Annotated in this window: 16 protein-coding genes; 8 read left to right on the top strand and 8 right to left on the bottom strand. The window is 64.6% G+C overall.

The window, feature by feature from the left end; translation table 11 throughout:
* The first annotated feature begins 135 nt into the window (after positions 1–135).
* From VGN46_RS18370 to VGN46_RS18355, 4 genes are all read left to right on the top strand, one after another.
* Positions 136–1185 carry a LacI family DNA-binding transcriptional regulator gene (locus VGN46_RS18370; RefSeq protein ID WP_331645903.1) on the top strand — a complete coding sequence of 350 codons (1050 nt, stop codon included), beginning with the start codon at positions 136–138 and terminating at the stop codon, positions 1183–1185.
* A gap of 116 nt (positions 1186–1301) precedes the next feature.
* Complete coding sequence (gene fucP / locus VGN46_RS18365; RefSeq protein ID WP_331645936.1) at positions 1302–2531, top strand: L-fucose:H+ symporter permease; 1230 nt, start codon at positions 1302–1304, stop codon at positions 2529–2531.
* Between the two features lie 71 nt (positions 2532–2602).
* Positions 2603–3592, top strand: a complete 990-nt coding sequence (locus VGN46_RS18360) for a carbohydrate kinase (RefSeq protein ID WP_331645901.1) — start codon at positions 2603–2605, stop codon at positions 3590–3592.
* Positions 3589–4806 (top strand): AGE family epimerase/isomerase, encoded by a 1218-nt coding sequence (locus VGN46_RS18355; RefSeq protein ID WP_331645899.1) that lies wholly within the window; start codon positions 3589–3591, stop codon positions 4804–4806. The genes VGN46_RS18360 and VGN46_RS18355 overlap by 4 nt, the downstream gene beginning before the upstream one ends.
* Positions 4807–4887: 81 nt before the next feature.
* Here the strand turns inward: VGN46_RS18355 and VGN46_RS18350 are convergent, their stop codons facing one another.
* From VGN46_RS18350 to VGN46_RS18330, 5 genes are all read right to left on the bottom strand, one after another.
* Complete coding sequence (locus VGN46_RS18350) at positions 4888–5823, bottom strand: Ku protein (RefSeq protein WP_331645897.1); 936 nt, start codon at positions 5821–5823, stop codon at positions 4888–4890.
* Positions 5824–5980: 157 nt separating this feature from the next.
* Positions 5981–7888, bottom strand: coding sequence for a CocE/NonD family hydrolase (locus tag VGN46_RS18345; RefSeq protein WP_331645895.1), 1908 nt, complete (start codon positions 7886–7888; stop codon positions 5981–5983).
* Positions 7889–8891: 1003 nt separating this feature from the next.
* Complete coding sequence (locus tag VGN46_RS18340) at positions 8892–9149, bottom strand: hypothetical protein (RefSeq protein ID WP_331645893.1); 258 nt, start codon at positions 9147–9149, stop codon at positions 8892–8894.
* Positions 9150–9662: 513 nt separating this feature from the next.
* Positions 9663–10538, bottom strand: coding sequence for an EamA family transporter (locus VGN46_RS18335; RefSeq protein WP_331645891.1), 876 nt, complete (start codon positions 10536–10538; stop codon positions 9663–9665).
* 96 nt (positions 10539–10634) lie between these two features.
* Positions 10635–11513 carry an aldo/keto reductase family oxidoreductase gene (locus VGN46_RS18330; RefSeq protein ID WP_331645889.1) on the bottom strand — a complete coding sequence of 293 codons (879 nt, stop codon included), beginning with the start codon at positions 11511–11513 and terminating at the stop codon, positions 10635–10637.
* 95 nt (positions 11514–11608) lie between these two features.
* On the opposite strand from VGN46_RS18330, the gene VGN46_RS18325 reads away from it, so the two are divergent.
* A complete protein-coding gene (locus VGN46_RS18325; RefSeq protein WP_331645887.1) occupies positions 11609–12511 on the top strand; it encodes a LysR family transcriptional regulator in 903 nt (300 codons plus the stop codon).
* Here VGN46_RS18325 and VGN46_RS18320 read toward each other — a convergent pair.
* Positions 12503–12994, bottom strand: a complete 492-nt coding sequence (locus VGN46_RS18320; RefSeq protein ID WP_331645885.1) for a MarR family winged helix-turn-helix transcriptional regulator — start codon at positions 12992–12994, stop codon at positions 12503–12505. The genes VGN46_RS18325 and VGN46_RS18320 overlap by 9 nt on opposite strands.
* A 47-nt stretch (positions 12995–13041) precedes the next feature.
* Here VGN46_RS18320 and VGN46_RS18315 point away from each other — a divergent pair, with 47 nt between their 5' ends.
* Positions 13042–14577, top strand: a complete 1536-nt coding sequence (locus tag VGN46_RS18315; protein ID WP_331645883.1) for an FAD-dependent oxidoreductase — start codon at positions 13042–13044, stop codon at positions 14575–14577.
* Here the strand turns inward: VGN46_RS18315 and VGN46_RS18310 are convergent.
* Positions 14555–15964, bottom strand: a complete 1410-nt coding sequence (locus tag VGN46_RS18310; RefSeq protein ID WP_331645881.1) for an epoxide hydrolase family protein — start codon at positions 15962–15964, stop codon at positions 14555–14557. The genes VGN46_RS18315 and VGN46_RS18310 overlap by 23 nt on opposite strands.
* 388 nt (positions 15965–16352) lie before the next feature.
* Between VGN46_RS18310 and VGN46_RS18305 the strand changes: the two genes are divergently transcribed.
* Positions 16353–16604 carry a hypothetical protein gene (locus tag VGN46_RS18305; protein WP_331645879.1) on the top strand — a complete coding sequence of 84 codons (252 nt, stop codon included), beginning with the start codon at positions 16353–16355 and terminating at the stop codon, positions 16602–16604.
* Positions 16605–16607: 3 nt separating this feature from the next.
* Here the strand turns inward: VGN46_RS18305 and VGN46_RS18300 are convergent, their stop codons facing one another.
* Positions 16608–17297: a type 1 glutamine amidotransferase domain-containing protein gene (locus VGN46_RS18300; protein WP_331645877.1), complete on the bottom strand. Its 690-nt coding sequence runs from the start codon at positions 17295–17297 to the stop codon at positions 16608–16610.
* Positions 17298–17569: 272 nt separating this feature from the next.
* On the opposite strand from VGN46_RS18300, the gene VGN46_RS18295 reads away from it, so the two are divergent.
* Positions 17570–20455, top strand: coding sequence for a hypothetical protein (locus VGN46_RS18295; protein WP_331645874.1), 2886 nt, complete (start codon positions 17570–17572; stop codon positions 20453–20455).
* Position 20456 lies beyond the last annotated feature (1 nt).

Below are 20456 nucleotides of genomic sequence, written 5' to 3'. Positions count from 1 at the left end.
GTCATGATCATTTGGATCGTGACAAACGCGTCGAACGTAGCAAAGATAGCGTGCCCACGCATGTTGCAGTGCGTGATGCATCCCATGGCCTACCGCGCGATGATCGCGCGGTTTAGATCGTTTGAAGGAGTCACGATGGCGAGGACAACCCCGCAGCGCCGCAAGGTCACGCTGGCCGACATCGCCCAGGGATGCGATGTCTCGCGGGCCACGGTTTCACTGGTCCTGCGTGGCAGCCCCCTGGTGAACTCGGCTACCCGGGCCCGGGTGGAGGCCGAGCTGAAGCGGCAAGGCTACGTCTATAACCGGGCAGCCGCCAACCTGCGCCGGCGTACGTCATCGAGCATTGGCCTGGTCATCAACGACCTGGGTAACCCCTTCTTCGCCGAATTCGCCGCCGGGGCCGATGAAACCCTGGCCAGCGCCGGGTACGTCACCCTGCTCGGCAACACCGGCGAATCGCCCGAGCGCCAGCAGGCGGTGCTCAACTCCATGATCGAGCACGGCCCGGCCGGGATCATCCTCTCCCCCGCCGAGGGCAGCGATGGCGAGCGGGTGCTGACCGCCGTCGGCATGCATACCCCGCTCCTCGTCTTCAACCGCGAACTCCCCGATGACGATGGCTCGCATCGCTGGGACACGCTGGAGATGGATAACGAGCACGGCGCGCGGCTCGCCACGCAGCACCTGATCGAGCTGGGCCACCAGCGCATCGCCTTCTTTGGCGGCCACCGCGATTCGAGCTCGGTGGAACAGCGCCGCCGCGGCTACGCCGATGCCATGAAGGCGGCCGGTCTCAAGGTCGACCCCAACTGGCTGATCGAAAGCGCGCCGACGCGCCTGGAAGCCGCCCGCCAGACCGGCGCGCTTTTTGCGCGGGATCCGGCACCCACGGCGGCGGTTTGCTACAACGATGCTGTCGCGCTTGGCCTTATGCTGGGTTTGACGAAGCGCGGCCGCCGCCCGGGCGAAGATTTCGCCCTGACCGGCTTCGATGACGTCGCTGAAGCCTCGGTGTGCGTCCCACCCCTCACCACCGTCGCGGTCGATCCGCGCGGCCTGGGCCGGCGCAGCGCCGAACTCATCCTGGAACGACTTCGCAATCCCGAGACGGACACAGCCTATACGATCGCGCCAGTGCGCCTGGTCGTTCGCGAAAGCAGCTGCACACCGTCGTCCCCCTGACCCACTCAATGGAGCGCCCTATGGCCACCGGATCCACGCCATTGCCCAACTCGTCGTCGTCCGCGTCGACCTCGGGCGACACCCGATATACCTTCTTCCCGCTCGCCCTGGGCGTGATGAGCACCATTTTCTTCATGTGGGGCTTCATCACGTGTCTTAACGACATCCTGATCCCGCACCTGAAGGCGGTGTTCGAGCTGAACTACGCGCAGGCGTTGCTCATCCAGTTCACCTTCTTCGGCGCGTATTTCATCATGTCGCTGCCCGCCGGCAAGCTGGTCGCCGCCCTTGGCTACAAGAAGGGCATCGTCGCGGGCCTGATCATCACCGGCATCGGCGCCGTGCTGTTCTGGCCAGCCGCCGGCCTGCGCGTGTATGAGTTCTTCCTCGGCGCGCTGTTCATCCTGGCCACGGGTATCACCGTGCTGCAGGTGGCCGCCAACCCGTACGTGGCCCTGCTCGGTCCGGAAAAGACGGCTTCGAGCCGCCTCACGCTCGCCCAGGCCCTGAACTCGTTCGGCACCTTCCTCGCCCCGTTCTTCGGCGGCGTGCTGATCCTGTCGAACGAAGTGAAGTCCAGCGCGGATGTCGCCAAGCTCTCGGCCGCCGAACAGGTCACCTACCGCGCGCACGAAGCCGCGTCGGTGCAGGGCCCGTACATCGGCCTGGCCGTGGTGCTGGTGCTGCTGGCGATCGGCGTGTACCTGTTCAACCTGCCGAAGCTGGAAGAAACCACCGAGAAGGCCGATGCCGACCACCATTCGCTGATGGATGCGCTGAAGACCCCGCACGTGTTCTTCGGCGTGCTCGGCATCTTCTTCTACGTCGGCGGCGAAGTGTCGATCGGTAGCTTCATGATCAACTACCTGCAATTGCCCGAGATCGGCAACATGAGCGGCCCGGTCGCCGCCAACCACGTGGCGTTCTACTGGGGCGGCGCGATGGTCGGCCGCTTCATCGGCTCGGCCCTGCTCGCCAAGTTCTCGCCGCGCAAGCTGCTTGCCGTGTTCGCCGTGATCAACGTGCTGCTGGTCATCACCACCATGCTGACCACCGGCTTCATCGCGACCTACAGCATCGTGGCCATCGGCCTGTTCAACTCGATCATGTTCCCGACGATCTTCTCGCTGGGTATCGAGCGCATGGGTCCGCTGACCGGCAAGGCCTCGGCCCTGCTGATCATGGCCATCGTCGGTGGCGCGCTGATTCCCTGGATCCAGGGTGTCATCGCTGACCAGATCGGCCTGCAGCACGCGTTCTTCATCCCGCTGATCTGCTACCTGTACATCGTGTTCTTCGGTATCTCCGGCTCCAAGGTCCGCGGCACGCCTGTCGCCGCCCGCTAAGACCTCCATGGCGACGGCCGGCGTTACGCCGGCCGTCGCGTTTTCTACCGCACCAACGACAGGCCGTACGCATGTCTTCCATCCTCTGCTTCGGCGAGGCGCTGATCGATTTCCACGCACAGCCCCAGGGCGGCGCCGGTCAGCCTCCCGCCTTCGTTCCGTTCGCCGGCGGCGCGCCCGCCAACGTCGCGGTTGCCGCTGCCCTGCTCGGCGCCCGTGCCCGGTTTGCCGGCATGCTCGCACGCGACATGTTTGGCGATTTCCTGCTCAAGAGCCTCACCGACCTTGGCGTCGGCGTGGAGGACGTGGCGCGCACCGACGAGGCGCGCACCGCGCTCGCCTTCGTGGCCCACGATGACAAGGGCGACCGCAGCTTCAGCTTCTACCGCCCACCGGCGGCGGACCTGCTGTTCCGCCCCGAACACTTCCGCAAGGAAGCGTTCGATGACGTGGGCATCTTCCACGTCTGCTCCAATTCGCTGACCGAAGGCGCGATCGCCGAGACCACCGTCGAGGGCATGCGCCGTGCCCGTGCCGCGGGCGCGCTGGTCAGCTTTGACATGAACCTGCGCCCTGCGCTGTGGCCAAAGGGCCACGAGCAGGACCAGCAGCTGTCGCGCCTGTGGCAGACGCTCTCCGAAGCCGACGTGATCAAGCTCAGCGCGGAAGAGTTCGCGGTGGTGCATGAAGGTGCAGGCTCGGACGACGCGGTGCTGAAGCGCCTTTGGGAAGGCAAAGCCCGTCTGCTGCTGATCACCGACGGCCCGGCACCGATGCGCTGGTTCACGCGCAGCGCCAACGGCACGATCCCGGGCTACACCGTCGATGCGGTGGATACCACCGCGGCAGGCGATGCCTTCGTGGGCGGCATGCTCGCGCGCCTGGCGGCCGAGGGCACCACGCACGCCGATCTCGATGCCCTGGTGGCCGATGGCCCCCGCCTGACCGCCCTGATTCGTTTCGCAGCCGCGTGCGGCGCCATCACGGCCACACGCAAGGGCTCGTTCACCGCCATTCCCAACCAGGCTGAAGTCAAGGCCTTTATGGAGAAGCACGCATGACGACCGTCCCCCTCCCCAATTTCCATGACGTCAACGTGCTCCGCAAGCACGTTGCCACGACCATGAAGTTCTACGCGCCCAACGAAGTCGACACGAACGGCGGCTTCTTCCAGTACTACAAGGACGATGGCTCGGTGTACGACCGTAGTCACCGCCACCTGGTATCAAGCACGCGTTTTGTCTTCAACCACGCCATGGCGTTCCTGGAATTCGGCAAGCCCGAAGACAAGCAACTCACCATGCACGGCCTGAAGTACCTGCGCGAAGTGCACCTGAACCCGGAGACGGGCGGCTACGCGTGGACCATCGCCGATGGCAAGCGCGATGACCAGATGAACCACTGCTACGGCCTGGCCTTCATGCTGCTGGCCTACTCGTGTGGCGTGAAGGTTGGCTTCGACGAAGCCCGCGCCTGGCAGGGCGAGATCTGGGATCTGCTTGAGAAGCGCTATTGGGAACCCGGCCCGGGCCTGTACCGCGACGAGGCCGACAAGGACTGGACCTTCACCGGTTACCGCGGCCAGAACGCGAACATGCACATGACCGAGGCCATGATCGCCGCGTGGGAAGCCACGAAGGAAGATCGTTACCTCGACCGCGCGCTGCTGCTCGCCGAGAACATGACCCAGCGCCAGGCGGGCCTGACCCCGCAGAAGCTGATCTGGGAGCACTACCACGAGAACTGGACGATTGACTGGGAATACAACCTGGACAATCCGAAGCACCTGTTCCGTCCGTGGGGTTTCCAGCCCGGCCACCAGACCGAGTGGGCCAAGCTGCTCATGATGCTCGAGCGCTACACCAAGGGCACGCCGCGGCATAAGGCCTGGCTGGTGCCGACCGGTGCGCACCTGTTCGACGTGGCGCTGGACAAGGCGTGGGACGAGGAACACGGCGGCATCGCCTACGGCTTCGCGCCGGAAGGCGAGGTTTGCGACGACGACAAGTACTTCTGGGTGCAGGCCGAATCGCTGGCCGCCGCGCAGCTGCTTTTCGAGACCACCGGCGACGCGAAGTACGACGAGTGGTACGAGAGGATCTGGGCATACAGCTGGGAATACTTCGTCGATCATAAATACGGCGCGTGGTACCGCATCCTGCACCGCGATAACTCGAAGTACGATGACGAGAAGAGCCCCGCAGGCAAGACCGATTACCACACGATGGGCGCGTGCTACGAAGTGATGGCCTCGCTGCGGCGCATGCAGAAGTAACCCGATTGTAGGAGCGCGCTTGCGAGCGATGGGTCGTGCGGTAATCCCCATCGCGCGCAAGCGCGCTCCTACAGATAAGCGTCAGGCTCGGCGTTTTTTGGCGGGGGCTTTGCGTGTGGCGGTTTTCTTGACGGCGGCCTTTTTGGTCGCCGTTTTCTTTGGGGACGCTTTTTTCGCCGCGGGCTTCGTCGCAGCCGCTTTCTTCGCGGGCGTGCGCTTCTTGGCGCCGATGCTCTTCTTCAGCAGCTCCATGAAGTCGACCACGTTGGTGGTGGCATGCTCCGGTACGCGGTCGTCATCCTCCTCGACCGTGGTGGTGACACCCTTGCTCTTCAGCCGCTTCTCGATGACCTTGCGCAGCTTGTCGCGGAAGTCGTCGCGGTAATCATCCGGTTTCCACTTCCCGGCCATGGACTTGACCAGATCGACGGCCATCTGGATCTCCCTGGGGGTGATCCGGTAGGCCGCGGTTTCCTTCGCTGGCAGGCCGTACTCCTCCGGATCCACCAGCTCGGCCTGGTAGCGCAGGATGTTGAGCAGCAGCGCGTCGCCCTCCGGCATCACCGCCGCGAGGTACTCACGGGTGCGGATCACCACGCGGGCGATGCCGATCTTTCCGGTCTTCTTCAGCGTTTCGCGCAGCAGCACATAGCCCTTCTCGGCCTTCTTCGCCGGGGCGAGGATGTAAGGCTTCTCGAAATAGGCGGGAGGGATATCGCCGGCATCGACGAAGCTGTCGATTTCCACCGTCTCGTGGGCGTCGCTGGCCGCGCTCTTGATGTCGTCCTCTTCCAGGACGACATAGTTGCCCTTCTGGTATTCGAAGGCCTTGACGATGTCCTTCCACGGCACTTCCTCGCCGGTATCGGCGTTCACCCGCTCATAGCGCACCGGCGTGTTGCTGCGCTGGTCGAGCATGCGGAAGTGGATATCGGTGCGCCGCTCGCCCGTCATCAGGCGGATCGGCACGTTGAGCAGGCCAAACGAAAGCGTACCGGTCCAGATCGGGCGTGCCATGCGGGCGATCCTCGGGCGTTGGGACGCCAAGCATCGCGCGGCTTCTGTCTAGGAAATGTAGGAGCGCGCTGAGATTGCGCGTTTATCCCCTTTTCGGGGGCGATGGGGGTTGTGGCTAGCACCCATCGCGCGCAAGCGCGCTCCTACAAGGGCATCGTTACTTTCCTTCGACTACGGGGAGCTCGATCGCGCTGGCCTGGCCGGGGGTGTGCCAGACCTGCTGTGTGGCCTTCACGTAATCGGCCGGCTTGGCGAAGAAGATGTTCGGCACGTAGGTCTGCGGGTTGCGGTCGTACAGCGGGAACCAGGAGGACTGCACCTGGACCATCACCCGGTGGCCGGGGAGGAAGGTGTGGTTCACCGTGGGCAGGCCGAACTTGTACTGCAGCGGCGTGTTCGGGGTGAGTGCCTTCGGCTCGCTGAAGCTCTCGCGGTAGCGGCCGCGGAAGATATCCATGGAGACCGAGAGCTCGTACCCGCCCATCGTCGGCGCGGACGCGTTCGTGTCCGGATACACGTCGATCAGCTTCACCACCCAATCGCTATCCGTGCCACTGGTGGAGGCGTACAGGTTCACCTGGGGCGCGCCAGCGACCCGTAGCGGCGCCGTAAGCGGCTCGGTCACGTAGGTGAGCACGTCGGGGCGGCCATCGACAAAACGCTGGTCCTGGACCAGCCAGGTCGTCCACGACTGGCGGTCGGCGAAGTGCACCGGGCGCGGCACGTACGGCACCGGCTTGGCGGGATCGGAGACATACTCGTCGTACTTCGCGGCATCGGCGCCCGGGGCGGTGAACGAAAGCCCACCATTCGCCTCGAGGAACAGCGGCTTCGTGCCCTTGGCCTGTGGCCATGACTTGAAGCGGTCCCAATGGTTTTCGCCCGTGTTGTAGATAAACACGGGTGGCGTGTTCGCCTTTGGCGCACCATCCACGAGATATTGGTTGAAGAACGGCAGTAGCACGTCGCGGCGGAACTGCAGGGCGGTATCGCCATCCCAGTTCAGCGCACCGAGCGAATCGGCGCCGTAGTTCACCTGGCTATGCCGCCACGGGCCCATCACCAGGTAGTTCTTGTCGTTGCCCTTGTCTTTCGGCTCCACGGCTTCGTAGCTGTGGATCGCGCCCCACATGTCTTCCTGGTCCCACAGGCCCTGCAGCCACATGGTGGGCACCTTCAGCGGCTGCTTCGCCATCACCTTGTCCAGCGCCTGGTTCGACCAGAAGCTGTCGTAGGCCGGGTGCTCGCTGACCTTGCGCCAGTAAGGCAGCGATTCGACGCCGTTGGCCTTCGCGTAGTCACCCGCTGAGCCCGCGCGCAGGAAGTTCGCGTAATCGTCGTAACCTTCACGGGTGATCGAGCTGCCCTTTCCGGTCTTCGTGGTCTGGCCGGTGAAGTAATCGAAATTGGTCTGGCGGAAGGCGCCGTAGTGGAACCAGTCGTCACCCATCCAGCCATCCACCATGGGGCTTTCCGGCGCGGCCACCTTGAGCGCCGGGTGCGGATTCACCAGCGCCATCACCACGGTGAAGCCTTCATACGAAGAGCCCAGCATGCCGACCTTGCCATTCGACTCCGGCAGGTTCTTCACCAGCCAGTCGATCGTGTCGTACGCGTCGGTGGAGTGGTCTACCTTCGTATCGTTGAGCGGGCCGATCAACGGGCGGGTCATCACGTAATCGCCCTTGGAGCCGTACTTGCCGCGCACGTCCTGGAACACGCGGATATAACCGGCATCGACGAAGACCTCATCGCCCTGGGGCAGCAGGTCGCGCATGGTGTGCGCATCGGCACGGGCGGCACGGCCATCGGCGTTGTATGGCGTGCGGGTCAGCAGGATCGGGGCGTGCTTCGCGCCCTTGGGAATCACGATCACCGTGTGCAGCGTGACGCCATCGCGCATAGGGATCTCTACCTCGCGCTTGATGAAGTCGTTCGCCGCCGTGGGCGCGTCGTACTTCGTGGGGATATCGGGCGTCATGGGCGCCGTCTGCGCAGCGGCGATGCCGGCAGCGACGGCGAGGGAAAGGGCGAGCAGGGTATACGGCAGCGAGCGACGGGTCATCGAGCGGCTCCTTAGGCAGTGGGACGGCATAACCGCCCTAGCCTGCCCGATCCGCGTCGCCCACACCATGGCCACCGGTCACGGCGCCAGGCGGGCGAAAAAAAAGTCCTTCACGTATTAGCTGGGTTGTCCGCTGCTACGCGCCTCGTGATCGGTTCATTCGCTGGCGCGAATGCATGGGTTGAGCGGCTTGCGCCGCCTTCGGCTGGGGGTCTATCGGCGTCGGGGACGGGCAGGCCCTGGGGGCCGCCAGTCGCGGACCTTCGGACCGGGCCGTAGCTCCCTTGTCGCGAAAATCGGTACGCCCGGCGGCCCTCCGCTCATGTCGGCCCCCAGGGCCTGCCCGTCCCCGAGTCCACACGCGCCGTTACATGCCGCACAAGCCGGCATGCCGAAGCCCTGCCCCTTGTAGGAGCGCGCTTGCGCGCGATCAGCCGACGAAGCACTGATGCCGTGCGCCTTGCAGTAACCATGTGCCCGGACACACGCCACGAAGACCGAAACGTTCGCGTTGAAGTCGTTTCTGGTGATTGTGGGTAAAGGTCATTGCCACGGCACACTGACCTGGGGGCTCGCGCGAGCCAGGTGGCTTACGGCATCACCGCTCCGTGAGCCTATCGCGCGCAAGCGCGCTCCTACAGGCGGGGCGCTGACGTGGCGGGCTCTCCGATACGAACCTCATCGCTGGGTGCTGGGTGGGCAGGCCCGTGGGGTCGACATGAGCGGAGGGCCGCCCGGTGCTTCGATTATCGCGAAGAGGAGCTACGGCCCGGTCCGAAGGTCCGCGACTGGCGGCCCCACGGGCCTGCCCACACGGCGCGTCCTCGACCCACCAAGAACGCGGCGGCGAACGCCGCTAGATACACGCATTCGCGCCAGCGAATGAACCGATTACAAAGCGTGAGGCAGCGAACCCTGGTAATACGCGAAGAACCCAAAAAAAACGCCGCCCCGGGGGGCGGCGTTTTTCGAATCGACCTACCCGCGAGCGCGGGTAGACAGATTACTTGGCAGCGGTCGAAGCAGCAGCCGGGGCAGCAGCGTCGGCAGCCGGAGCCGTCGAAGCAGCGGCCGGGGCAGCAGCGTCGGCAGCCGGAGCGGTCGAGGCAGCGGCCGGGGCAGCGTCGGCAGCCGGAGCAGCCGGGGCGGTCGAAGCAGCGGCCGGGGTCTCAGCCGGGGCAGCGGTGTCTTCGCTCTTGTTGCAGCCCGAGAGGGCGGCGACGGCGATGAGGGCGAGAGCGGCGATCGGGGCAAACTTCATGGTGTGTGGCTCCTCTAAATGTTTTTATGAAGCAAATGCGGCGGTGGATATACCCCACGAACGGCGGAACCCTCCACGGCTACCACCACATTTGCAGGCTTATCGGTGTAACACCCGGGACGTACCTATCGGAAGATAACCGCGTACAGGGCTTAACGACAATGGCGAAGCGAGTCTGTCGGTCTAGGCCGCGCAGACGCGTTCCCTGCCATTTTCAGAATAAACGCGTCTTCACGCACGGGGCTAGCCCCCGGACTTGTCATTGTTAAGTTGGCATTATGACATGAAGTATACGCCGCGCGTACCTGCGAACGGGCCGGGGGCGGGTGGCAAGCTGAACCTATATGCCTAAAAGCGAGTCATTTAGTGCTCTCGCCATCCCTCGGGACTACGCAGGAAAAACCGCGATCTTCGCGCCACGCGTCGGCAACGGCGGCTGAATTCCTATGAAATGGGTCGCAGCACACGACACGTAACGGTTGACAAACTTCGTGCCGATAAAGGGGGTTCTTGCTAGCCAACGAGTTCGACGGCTTCGGGGCGTGCCCGCCGCGCCGTGACCGTACTGCCGATCGAGGCGAGCACGATGAAGCCGATCGCCACCCATTGCTGGCCGGTAAGGTGCTCACCGAGCAGCACCATGGCCAATAGGGAGGCGACCGCCGGCTCCAGGCTGACCATGATGCCGAAGGTCTGGCTGGGCAGGCGCTTCAGCGCCATCATTTCCAGCGACATGGGGATGGCGCTCGAGATGATCGCGATGCCCACCCCCGCAGCCAGGACCATCGGATCAAGCAGTAACGCGCCCGCGTGGGCCACGCCCACCGGCACGACCACCAGGCTGGCGGCCACCAGGCCAAGCGACACCGAATGCCCCGCGTGGAGATGCCCGGCTTGCTTGCCGAACAGGATGTACAACGCCCAACACACGGCCGCACCCAACGCGAACATCACCCCGGTCGGGTCCAGGCTGCTTTGCTGGCCGAAGGGCAGCAGCATGGCGAGACCCGCGATGGCGCTGGCCAGCCACAGAAAGTCCGCCGGCCGGCGGGAGGAAAGCATCGCGACCGCAAGCGGGCCGCTGAACTCGATAGCGACAGCCAGGCCAAACGGGATCGTGCGCAGGGCCATGTAGAACAACAGGTTCATCACGCCCAGGGTGAGCCCGTAGCGGATGACGAAACCCGCATCACGGCGGCTCAACGGCCAGCGCCACGGCCGCCAGAACAACAGCAGCACCAGGGCCGAGAAGCCCACGCGCAATGCCGAAGTCCCCTCCGCGCCGACCAGCGGGAAGAGTTTCTTGGCGAACGACGTGCCGATGCAGAGCGAGGTGACCGACCCGAGCACGGCGAGCGCGGGTAACCAGGGGGAGTGTCGGGAGTCCATCCGCGAACTGTATCCCAGCAGTGCACCTGTAGGAGCGCGCTTGTGCGCGATGGGGTCACCTCGAGCACCCATCGCGCGCAAGCGCGCTCCTACAAATCAGGCGGTTTGTTTGCCGATCGCTTCGAGGTCATCGAGCACTTCGTGCGGCAGTTCGATGGTCGCGGCCGAGAGGTTCTGGCGCAGGTGCGCCAGCGACGACGTGCCGGGGATCAGCAGGAGGTTTGGCGAGCGGTGCAGCAGCCAGGCCAGTGCGACCTGCATCGGCGTTTCATCGAGGTGCTTGGCCACCGCCGCCAGGCGATCGGACTGCAACGGGCTGAACCCACCCAGCGGGAAAAACGGCACATAGGCGATCTTCAGCGCGTTCAACGCATCGACCAGCGCATCGTCGGCACGTTGCACCAGGTTGTACTGGTTCTGCACACAGACCACCGGTGCGATGCGCTGCGCTTCGTGCACCTGCGCCAGCGTGGCATTGCTCAGGCCCAGGTGGCGGATCAGCCCCTGCTGCTGGAGCTCGGCAAGCGCCGTGAACTCCTTCTCGATCGAGCCTTCCTTCGGCGCGTGGATGTCACCCATGATGCGCAGGTTCACTACATCGATGACGTCGACGCCAAGGTTGCGCAGGTTGTCATGCACGCCCTTCACCAGCTCGGCCGGCTTCATCGCGGGAAGCCATTCCCCTTCAGTGCCGCGGATCGCACCTACCTTGGTCACGATGGTGAGGTTATCCGGGTATGGACCGCCAAGCGCCTCGCGGATGATCTGGTTGGTGACGTGCGGCCCGTAGAAATCGCTGGTGTCGATGTGGTTCACGCCCGACGCGATCGCCTCGCGCAACAGGGTGATGGCGGCCGCACGATCCTTCGGCGGCCCGAATACACCGGGACCCGCGAGCTGCATGGCCCCGTAACCGAGGCGGTGTACCGAACGGTCGCCGAGCATCCAGCTTCCGGATTGGGAAATGTCGATCATGTAGGTCACTCCTCCTTGGGTGGGGGAACTATAGGCGCTCCCGCTTTGCGCGATAATCCGTTCAAACCGGCACGGGCCGTACGGGATCCCGAACAATGACCGACTTCCAGGATCTTTCCGCCTTCCTCGCCGTGGTCCGCGCTGGCGGCTTCCGCGAAGCCGCACGTACCGCCGGGCAGTCCGCCTCCAGCCTGAGCGAGGCCGTTCGCCGGCTCGAAGCGTCGATGGGCGTGCGCCTGCTTAACCGCACCACCCGTTCCGTCGCGCCGACCGAGGTAGGCGCCCGTCTGGCGGAACGGCTGGCGCCGGCCTTCGGCGAGATGGAAGCCGCGCTCGATGTGGTCAACCACTTCCGCGACCGCCCGGCCGGCACGCTGCGGATCAACGTGCCTGCCAACGTGGCCAGGACCGTGCTCCAGCCGATCATCTTTCCCTTCCTCGAACGCTATCCCGACATCCGCCTCGAGATCGTCGTGGAAGACAGCTTCGTCGATCTGCTCGCCGCGGGTTGCGACGCGGGCATCCGGTATGACGAACGACTCGAACTCGACATGGTCGCCCTGCCGATCGGCCCGCGCGTGCAACGCCTCGTGACCGCCGCATCACCCACGTACCTCGCGAAACACGGCAGGCCGACGCATCCGCGCGAGCTCCTCCAGCATCGCTGCATGCGCGGGCAGTTCGCCGGTGGCCGGATTCCGGCCTGGGAATTTGAAAAGAACGGCGAGGTCGTCCTCGTCGAGCCGCAGGGTCCGTTACTCGTCCGCCAGGGTTCCGCGTTCGATCTGGCAGTAGAAGGCGCCATCGCCAGCCTGGGTATCATCCACCTGTTCGATGACTGGCTGCGTCCTGCGCTTGAAAGTGGTGCGCTGGTGACCGTCCTCGATGACTGGGTGCAGGAGTTCAGCGGACCGTTCCTGTACTACCCCGGGCGCAAGCACCTGCCCTCGCCCCTGCGCGCGTTCGTGGACTTCATTCGCGAGGCCAGCTCAGGTTGAGGAGACGTCGACGCGGGCTTCCAGCGCGTCGGCGAACTTGCGCATCAGCCTGACCAGATCATCGAAGTCCGCCGCCTCCCAGTCCGCAAAGACCTGCTCGGCCATGCGCAAGCGGGCAGCGTCGATCATGGCGGTCATCGCCCTGCCCTCGTCTGTGATCACGGATTCGCGGACCCGGCGGTCTCCCGCCTGCGCCTGGCGAAGCACGAGACCGAGGCTTTCCAGCTTCGCGACCTGGCGGCTTACGGTCGTGTAGTCGCGGCCAACCCGATCGGCCAGCTCGACCACCCCGATCGGGCCGAGCCGTTCGACCAGCACCAGGGGCGGAAATAAGGCGCGATCCAGCTTGATCCCGGCCTCCTTGATCAGGGCATCGTCGCCCTGCGGCCGGTTCATGACGCTCACCAGGCTGATCAGCGACCCGTGCAGGGTCCGCAGCTGCTCACGAATATGTGCATCTTGCACATGTTTTTCTTTTGGCATAGGATGCTCCCTCGATATGTGCATCTTACACCTAATTGGAGCCTGCCATGACCCCGTCCACCTCTGTTGATGTCCTGATCTGCGGTGCCGGTGCGTCCGGCCTGACCCTTGGTATCGAGCTGGCCCGGCGAGGGGTCAGCTTCCGCCTCATCGAAAAGGCGCCCACCCCCTTCCAGGGGTCGAGTGGCAAAGGCATCCAGCCACGCACGCTGGAGATCTTCGACGACCTCGGTGTGCTCGATCGCATGGCGGCCACGGGGGCTGCCTACCCAAATGTCCGCATGCACCACAGCGACGGCAGCGTCAGCGAGGCCCCCGCGATCGAGGCGGCGGAGCCCACACCCGCCGAACCCTACGGCACCCCGCTGATGCTTCCGCAGTTCCTCACCGAAGGCATCCTGCGCGACCGCCTTGCCGAACTCGGTGGCGCTGTCGAGTACGGCCACGCACTGGTCGGCTTCACTCAGGCCAACGCGGGCGTGAACGCGCAAGTTGCCGGCCCCGACGGCGAAGAAACCGTGCATGCCTGCTTCCTCATCGCCGCCGACGGTGGACGCAGTTTCATCCGGCGGACCCTGGATATTGGTTTCCCGGGCAAAGAGCTCGGGGTACGCGCCATCGTCGCCGACGTGAACCTGAGCGGCCTCGATCGAGAGGCATGGCATCGCTTCGGCGACGGCGACATGCAGCGTCAGCTAGCGGTATGCCCGCTCGCTGGCACCGACCTGTTCCAGATCCAGGCGCCCATTCCACTCGAGGGCGACGTGGATCTCTCCGTCGAAGGCCTGGACGCGTTCGTACGCGCACGCAGCGGCCACGACGAGGTCCGGGTACACGCGGTGCATTGGGCTTCGGCTTACACGATGAGTGCGCGGCTCGCGGACCGCTACCGCGTCGGCGACATCTTCCTCGTCGGCGACGCCGCGCATGTGCACCCACCCACCGGCGGGCAGGGCCTCAACACCAGCACGCAGGATGCGTACAACCTGGGCTGGAAGCTGGCCGCCGTGCTCAAGGGTGCGCCACCTTCGTTGCTCGATACGTACGAAGAGGAACGCCGGCCGATCGCCGCAGGCATGCTCGGCCTGGCGACGCGCATGCTCGATACCTTGGTCACCCAGGGCAGCATGCGTCGCACCCGCGAGACGCGGCAACTCGACCTGGGTTATGCGGGACACTCGCTCGCACTCGAAGCCCCGCTGCGTGAAGCCGCCACATTACTGGCAGGCGACCGCGCGCCGGATGCTCCGCTGCTTGGCGCGGCCGGACAACGCGTACGGCTGTTCGATCTGTTCCGTGGACCACACTGGACCTTGCTCGGCATCGATGCGGATCGCGCACGCATTACGCCCCGGGTGGGGGTCGAGCTCCACCTCATCGGTACACATCAGTCCCTGCGAGACGAGGCCGGTCATTTCGCCGACGCGTATGGTCTTGGCACCGGCGACTGGATCCTGATCCGCCCCGATGGCTACGTCGGTGCCGTGGTCGATGCCGCGCACGTCGACGCCCTGCTGGCTTACATGGATGGCGCGGGGCTGACCCCGCGCCGCGACAGGCTCACTTGTTCCGCAGCGGCCTGAACGACTCGCGCAGCTCGGTGACGAAGCTATCTGGTTGCTCCCACGCCGCGAAGTGGCCACCCTTCGGCAGGCGCTTGTAGTGGATGAGCTTGGGATACGCGAGCTTCGCCCAGCTCTCCGGCGCCTGGTAGATCTCATCGGGGAACGCGCTCACGGCCACCGGGATCTGGATCTTCTTCGGCTCGAAGAACGGCAGCTTGCTTTCCCAGTAAAGGCGTGCCGACGATACCGCCGTGTTGGTGAACCAGTAGAAGCAGACGTTATCGATGATGTCGTCCTTGGACAGGCCTTCGCTCTCACCATCGAACACACGGCGGATCAGCCGGTAGCTGCGGATGTCGTGGTCGATCATCCACGCCGCGAGGCCCACCGGTGAATCCGCCAGTGCGTAGAGCGTCTGTGGCCTTCCGGTCATTTCCTGGGCGTAGCCGAGGCCGTGTTTGTAGAAGTCATCGAGTTGTTCGTAGGCCTTCTTCTCGTCAGGCGAAAGTGTGGCCGGCGGCGGCGCGCCCGCGGCGAGCAGCTTGGCGATATCGTCCGGCACCGTCGCCGCCATGTTGGTGCTGATGCCTAGCAATTCCGGCGGAGCCTGCACGGCCATCTGTTCGGAGACCGCATTACCCCAGTCACCGCCCTGCGCTACGAAGTGCTTGTAGCCAAGCCGCTTCATCAGGATGGTCCAGGCGCGTGCGATGTGTTGCGGATCCCAACCCAGCGCGGTCGGCTTGCCTGACAAGCCGTAACCCGGAAGTGAGGGAATCACCACATCGAACGCATCGGACGCCTTGCCACCATGCTTCGTCGGGTTCACCAGCGGGTCGATCACCTTCATTTGCTCCACGATGGAACCCGGCCAACCGTGCGTGATGATGAGCGGCAGCGCGTTCTTGTTCTTCGACTTCACGTGGATGAACTGGATATCCACGCCATCGATGGTCGTCACGAACATCGGGATCGCGTCGAGGCGCTTTTCGAACTTGCGCCAGTCGTAGTCGGAAGCCCAATAGTCGGCGAGTTTCTTCATGGTGGCGAGCTGCACGCCCTGCGTGTCGTCGGCGACCACTTCCTTGTCGGGCCACTTCGTGGCTTTGACCCGCCGGATCAGGTCGGCGAGGTCATCGTCGGAAACGTGAAGGCCGGGGAACGGGCGGATCGATGCATCGTCGGTCATGTCGAGCAGCATGCCGCTGCCTTCGGGCGACGCTTCGGAGGTCACGGGCGCGGATGCTAATGCGCTGGGCGACATGAAGATCAACGCGCCAATCAGCGCGGAAGCAGCGAGTAACGGCCAGCGGACCGAATGAGTGACGCCTTGCGACATGGGAAGACCCTCTGGCACCGGCATGGCCACGCCGACCGGGCCGCGTGGGATGCGCCATCCGTCCATGACTAAAAGACCTCGTGCGTCCGCACAAGGTGGGCGGTATTCAGGCAGTTTAGGCGGGCGAGGAAGCCGGGGCACTACCCCTTAAGGCCGATGCGATATCGCACGAACCATCAATCAATGGAACGTTTATAAAGGCCTTTACGGACCCGCCACCCTCCCTGGTTTGCCCTGCACGCGAATTTTATGGGCGAAGGCAAGTCGCAGGTCGTAAGCTGGCGCAAGTTAGAACAGGGGGAAACGTGACGTGACCTCAACGACCGTACGAGTTCCATCGCGCGCGCGATGGGTCGACACCAGCATCCGTGTCGTGGAGGGCGATGCCGTGTCCTTCCGGGCGACCGGTCGCTGGATCGATTGGTTTATCCCGTGCGACGCGGATGGATATCCCATGCCGCTCTTCATCGCGCGTTCGCGGGGGCCCAGGATCCCCGATGGCAACCGCTACTTTCGATTGATGGGGCGAATCTCGGATGGCGGCCAACCACCGGGAAAAGACGACCCAGACGCTACGTTTCACATCGGTTGCTGCGCCGAACAGGTGGCGCAGCGATCCGGTGTCATTTTCGTCTTCGTCAACGATCGTGACGGTTACTACTGGAACAACTGGGGATATGTCAGCTTGACGATCACGGTGCCATAGCACCTAAGCAGCACGCTTCTTCAGCACCGCGAGGAGTTCCAGTGCGCCAGGCCCCGACGACGCAGGGTTCTGCCCCGTGGTCAGCAGTCCGTCGGTGATGACATACGGCTCCCAATCGGGCTTTTGCGAAAAGATTCCACCTTTGGCCTTCAACTCGTCTTCGACGAGGAACGGTACGACGTGGGTGAGGCCGACAGCCTCTTCCTCGCTGTTGGCGAATCCCGTGACGCGCTTGCCCTTCACCAGCCAATCGCCGTTCGGTGCCTTTACATGGCGAAGTGCGCCCGGCGCGTGACACACCAGGGCAAGCGGTTTGCCTGCGGCGTAGAAGCTCTCCAGCAAGCGGATCGAATGCGGGTCTTCGGCAAGATCCCACATGGGCCCATGCCCGCCTGGGTAGAACACCGCATCGAAGCCTTCATGGGAAACGGAGTCCAGCTTCACCGTGTTTGCGAGCACCTTCTCCGCCGCGGCATCGGCCTCGAAACGCCGAGTCAGGTCGGTCCGGAACTGCTCTTCGTTGCTCTTCGGATCCAGCGGCGGCTGCCCGCCCTTCGGCGAGGCGAGGACCAGCTCGACGCCGTTGTCGATGAAGTGAAAATACGGTGCGGCCAGTTCCTCAAGCCAGAAACCCGTCTTTTTGCCGGTATTGCCCAGTTTATCGTGGGACGTCAGCACCATCAGGATCTTCATTGCTCACCTCGACAGCCAGGGGATGAAGGGGCGCCGTGCCATGGGCATGGCGGCCTCGCCAGTGTCGCCCTGAGGTGACGGCCTGTCTTGCAGCCACGGATTTCGAATGGTTTGGCGATGGGCTGTCCGGTGGCTGGCCTCTGGCCGTTCGATCGACCAGGACTTTACGCTGGTTTCGCGACGGCGACTGCGGTACCGTGGGCCGCCGCGATAGCGGTGTGACTCGTCCTCTCCGATTTTGCCGCGAGACACCTTCCTTCCTGGAGGCGTGCATGGTCGATCTCTTCCGCTACATCGAACACGAGTTCGCGGTGCAGGTCTCGGCCGACCCGATCGAAATCGCCAATCAATCCGGTTTCCAATCCGACCTGGCGCAGATCATGGGTCGCCAGGGGCCGGGGGAAGGCGTACGCGCGACGGCGTTGGCCTATGTGAGCGAGCACTTCCCGGCGCCCACCGACGATCCGGCAACGCTCGGCAAGCCCCTGGCGGCGCTGCCGGCAGTGTTGCGCGGGTTGAAGACGGTCAGCCGAGCCACCGTTCGCGATGCCATCCGTTCGGCATTTGGGGACAAGCCCGCCGGCGTGGTGGCGAGCGCCGCGTTCAAGACGGATCTGGAATTGCTCCAGAATGCAACGCTAGCGGTCAAGCTGGTCACCGGCTTCGATCGTGTCGACGCCACGCGGCTGGTCGAGCAATTGCGGGCCGCAGCACTGCTCGTTGCGGTCGCTGATCCCGAGGCGGCCGCGCCGACCCGGGCGTCAGTTGCCCAGATGCTTCGTCGGCCGGTGCGGATTCCGCCTATCTTCCTGGCGATCGCGAGCCCGACTTCAAATGCTTCGTCGCCATCGCCCGAGCCAGATCCTGCGCAGCAAAAGCTGCTTACGCTGCGCGATCAGCGCGATCGGCTGCAGGCCGCCTACGTTGCGCTGCTCTCGGCGCAGCCACACGATTTCGAGCTTGCCAGCGCACACGACGGCGAGGAACGCCGCGCCGATCCGAAGGAGCTGGCGTCTCGCTCCGAGAGGCTTGAGTTCGTGGCCAACGATATTGCCGGTCCCGCGCCGGTGCTGCGCCTCGCGCCAGCGGCGCGCGAGCGGCTGCTCGCCGGGCATGTCGAGCCCCTTGAGCGGGCGGGGGTCGATCTGGTAGCAACGCCGATGGACGTCGCGGTCGCGACCGTCGAACGCCATCTGGCGACCCTGAATGCCGCTGTGTTGCCGCATCTGATCGCTACCTCGGCGAAGGTGTTTCGCGTCGGCGGGCATCTTTTCGCCGAGCCTGCGCCTACGCTAGGCCAGCCGCAGCAGGTACTGGAGGCGCCGATCGCGATGCCGGACTTCAGCAAGGTGGTCACGCGCCCGGTGGGCATCGGCAATCTCCAGGTCGTGCGCCAGGAACTGATCGGCTACCGGGCCGCTGATATATCGCACATCGAGAACGTGCTCGAAGGCGAACTACTGCGCCATGACACCGAGCGGACCGAGGAGTCCGAGCTGATCCTCACTGACGAAACGGTGTCGACCCAGAGCGAGGAACGCGACCGACAATCGACCGATCGCAACGAGCTGTCGACCGAGACCCAAAAGGAGACCGGACACCAGACGAGCGCCGCTGGTGACGGGATGTCCTCGTCCGACTACGGCCGGCTTGTCGAGAACAGCAAGTCGAACTTCGCGCGCGAGGTGGTGGCGCGATCGGTCGAGAGCCTTACCCAGCAAGTCCGTCGCCAGCAGGTGCAGCGTGAGCGTCGGACGTTCGTCGAGCGGGCGCGCCACCGGCTCGACAACAGCAAGGGCGACAAGAAGATCCGCGGCATCTACCAGTGGGTCGACAAGATCTACAGCATGCGTGTGCTCAACTACGGCCGGCGATTGATGTACGACGTCGTGGTGCCTGAGCCAGCGGCGTTCCTTGTGCAGGCACTGAAGAACGCGGTGCAGCCTGAGGCGTTCAGCCTGGTCAAGCCGCTCGAACCTGCGATCGGACCGAGCCAGCTTAGCTCTGGCAACTACATGTGGTACGCGGCCCAATATGGCGTGACGAGCGCGGTGTCACCACCGCCACAGGTCTACGCCAGGACGGTCGCGCAGGCCGAAGCGGTGCGCAGCGGCATCGAGCACATCAAACCTTACGGGAACGAGTGGGACGCGTACTTCCAGACGGCGTTCAAGCTCTCCGTTCCCGAGGGCTATCGGGCGGTGCGCGGCTACGTTCAGCACGTCAATATTGAGTACTTCGGCGAGCGGCCCGGCGCGTCGATCGAGGCCCTGGTAGGCGAGAGCGCGCGCCTACGGACGGACAGTGCGGAGAACCCGTTTCTGCGCGCGTCCTTCACCATGGCGGGCGAGACGGGCGAGATCCCGGTGACACTCAGGACCTTCTCCCAGATCGTGTCGCTGTCGTACGCCGTCGCGATCGTCTGCCAGCGCACGGACTCCGCCATAGAGCAGTGGCAGCTCAAGACGCACGCCACCATCGTCAGCGGTTACCAGCGCCAGCTTGCCGATTACGAGGACCGGCTCGCCCGCTACGTGTCGGCGGTGCGGGCGCAGATGGCCATGGCGGGCAATTACCTGCACGACCCCGCGGTGACACGGGACGAACTCAAGCGCGCCTTCATCTTCTTGCTTATCGGCGAACAGCCAGCGGCCTGGCTGTCGACGCCTACGCCCGCACCGCTGCCACCCGGCGTCGTCCTGCCGGATCCGGTGAAGGTCAAGAAGTGGGGTGCGATGGTCGCCTTCTTCGAGCGCGCGTTCGAGTGGGAGAACCTGATGTTCACCTGCTACCCCTACTATTGGGGGCGTCCGCAGCGCTGGGAGGAGATGCTGCTAGCGCAGGACGCCGATCCGCAATTTGAAGCGTTCCTAAAAGCGGGCGCGGCGCGGGTGGTGGTCCCGGCACGGCCGGGGTTCGAGGCAGCTCTTGCGCACTTCCAGGAAACCGGTGACGTGTGGATGGGGGAGGAGATCCCTGACATGTTCGGAGACCTCTATGTGTCGATCATCGAGGAGATCAAGGCGGCCAACGCCGTACCCGGCGAAGAAGTCTGCGTCGAGCAATGGGAGGCGTCCCTGCCTACAACGCTGGTGCTGCTGAAGGACGACGACGCCTTGCCGAGTTGGGCTCCGACGCCCTGCAATCCGCAGACCTAGT

Source organism: Luteibacter sp., assembly GCF_036500425.1.
In the GTDB taxonomy this organism is placed as follows: domain Bacteria; phylum Pseudomonadota; class Gammaproteobacteria; order Xanthomonadales; family Rhodanobacteraceae; genus Luteibacter.
Note: the sequence above shows the minus strand (reverse complement) of the source record. Positions and strands in the feature narration are given on the sequence as shown.

Coding starts and splice junctions, on each gene's coding strand:
- VGN46_RS18370 (WP_331645903.1), top strand. CDS start 136: ATGGCGAGGACAACCCCGCAGCGCCGCAAGGTCACGCTGGCCGACATC.
- fucP (WP_331645936.1), top strand. CDS start 1,302: ATGAGCACCATTTTCTTCATGTGGGGCTTCATCACGTGTCTTAACGAC.
- VGN46_RS18360 (WP_331645901.1), top strand. CDS start 2,603: ATGTCTTCCATCCTCTGCTTCGGCGAGGCGCTGATCGATTTCCACGCA.
- VGN46_RS18355 (WP_331645899.1), top strand. CDS start 3,589: ATGACGACCGTCCCCCTCCCCAATTTCCATGACGTCAACGTGCTCCGC.
- VGN46_RS18350 (WP_331645897.1), bottom strand. CDS start 5,823: ATGGCACGCCCGATCTGGACCGGTACGCTTTCGTTTGGCCTGCTCAAC.
- VGN46_RS18345 (WP_331645895.1), bottom strand. CDS start 7,888: ATGACCCGTCGCTCGCTGCCGTATACCCTGCTCGCCCTTTCCCTCGCC.
- VGN46_RS18340 (WP_331645893.1), bottom strand. CDS start 9,149: ATGAAGTTTGCCCCGATCGCCGCTCTCGCCCTCATCGCCGTCGCCGCC.
- VGN46_RS18335 (WP_331645891.1), bottom strand. CDS start 10,538: ATGGACTCCCGACACTCCCCCTGGTTACCCGCGCTCGCCGTGCTCGGG.
- VGN46_RS18330 (WP_331645889.1), bottom strand. CDS start 11,513: ATGATCGACATTTCCCAATCCGGAAGCTGGATGCTCGGCGACCGTTCG.
- VGN46_RS18325 (WP_331645887.1), top strand. CDS start 11,609: ATGACCGACTTCCAGGATCTTTCCGCCTTCCTCGCCGTGGTCCGCGCT.
- VGN46_RS18320 (WP_331645885.1), bottom strand. CDS start 12,994: ATGCCAAAAGAAAAACATGTGCAAGATGCACATATTCGTGAGCAGCTG.
- VGN46_RS18315 (WP_331645883.1), top strand. CDS start 13,042: ATGACCCCGTCCACCTCTGTTGATGTCCTGATCTGCGGTGCCGGTGCG.
- VGN46_RS18310 (WP_331645881.1), bottom strand. CDS start 15,964: ATGGACGGATGGCGCATCCCACGCGGCCCGGTCGGCGTGGCCATGCCG.
- VGN46_RS18305 (WP_331645879.1), top strand. CDS start 16,353: ATGCCGCTCTTCATCGCGCGTTCGCGGGGGCCCAGGATCCCCGATGGC.
- VGN46_RS18300 (WP_331645877.1), bottom strand. CDS start 17,297: ATGAAGATCCTGATGGTGCTGACGTCCCACGATAAACTGGGCAATACC.
- VGN46_RS18295 (WP_331645874.1), top strand. CDS start 17,570: ATGGTCGATCTCTTCCGCTACATCGAACACGAGTTCGCGGTGCAGGTC.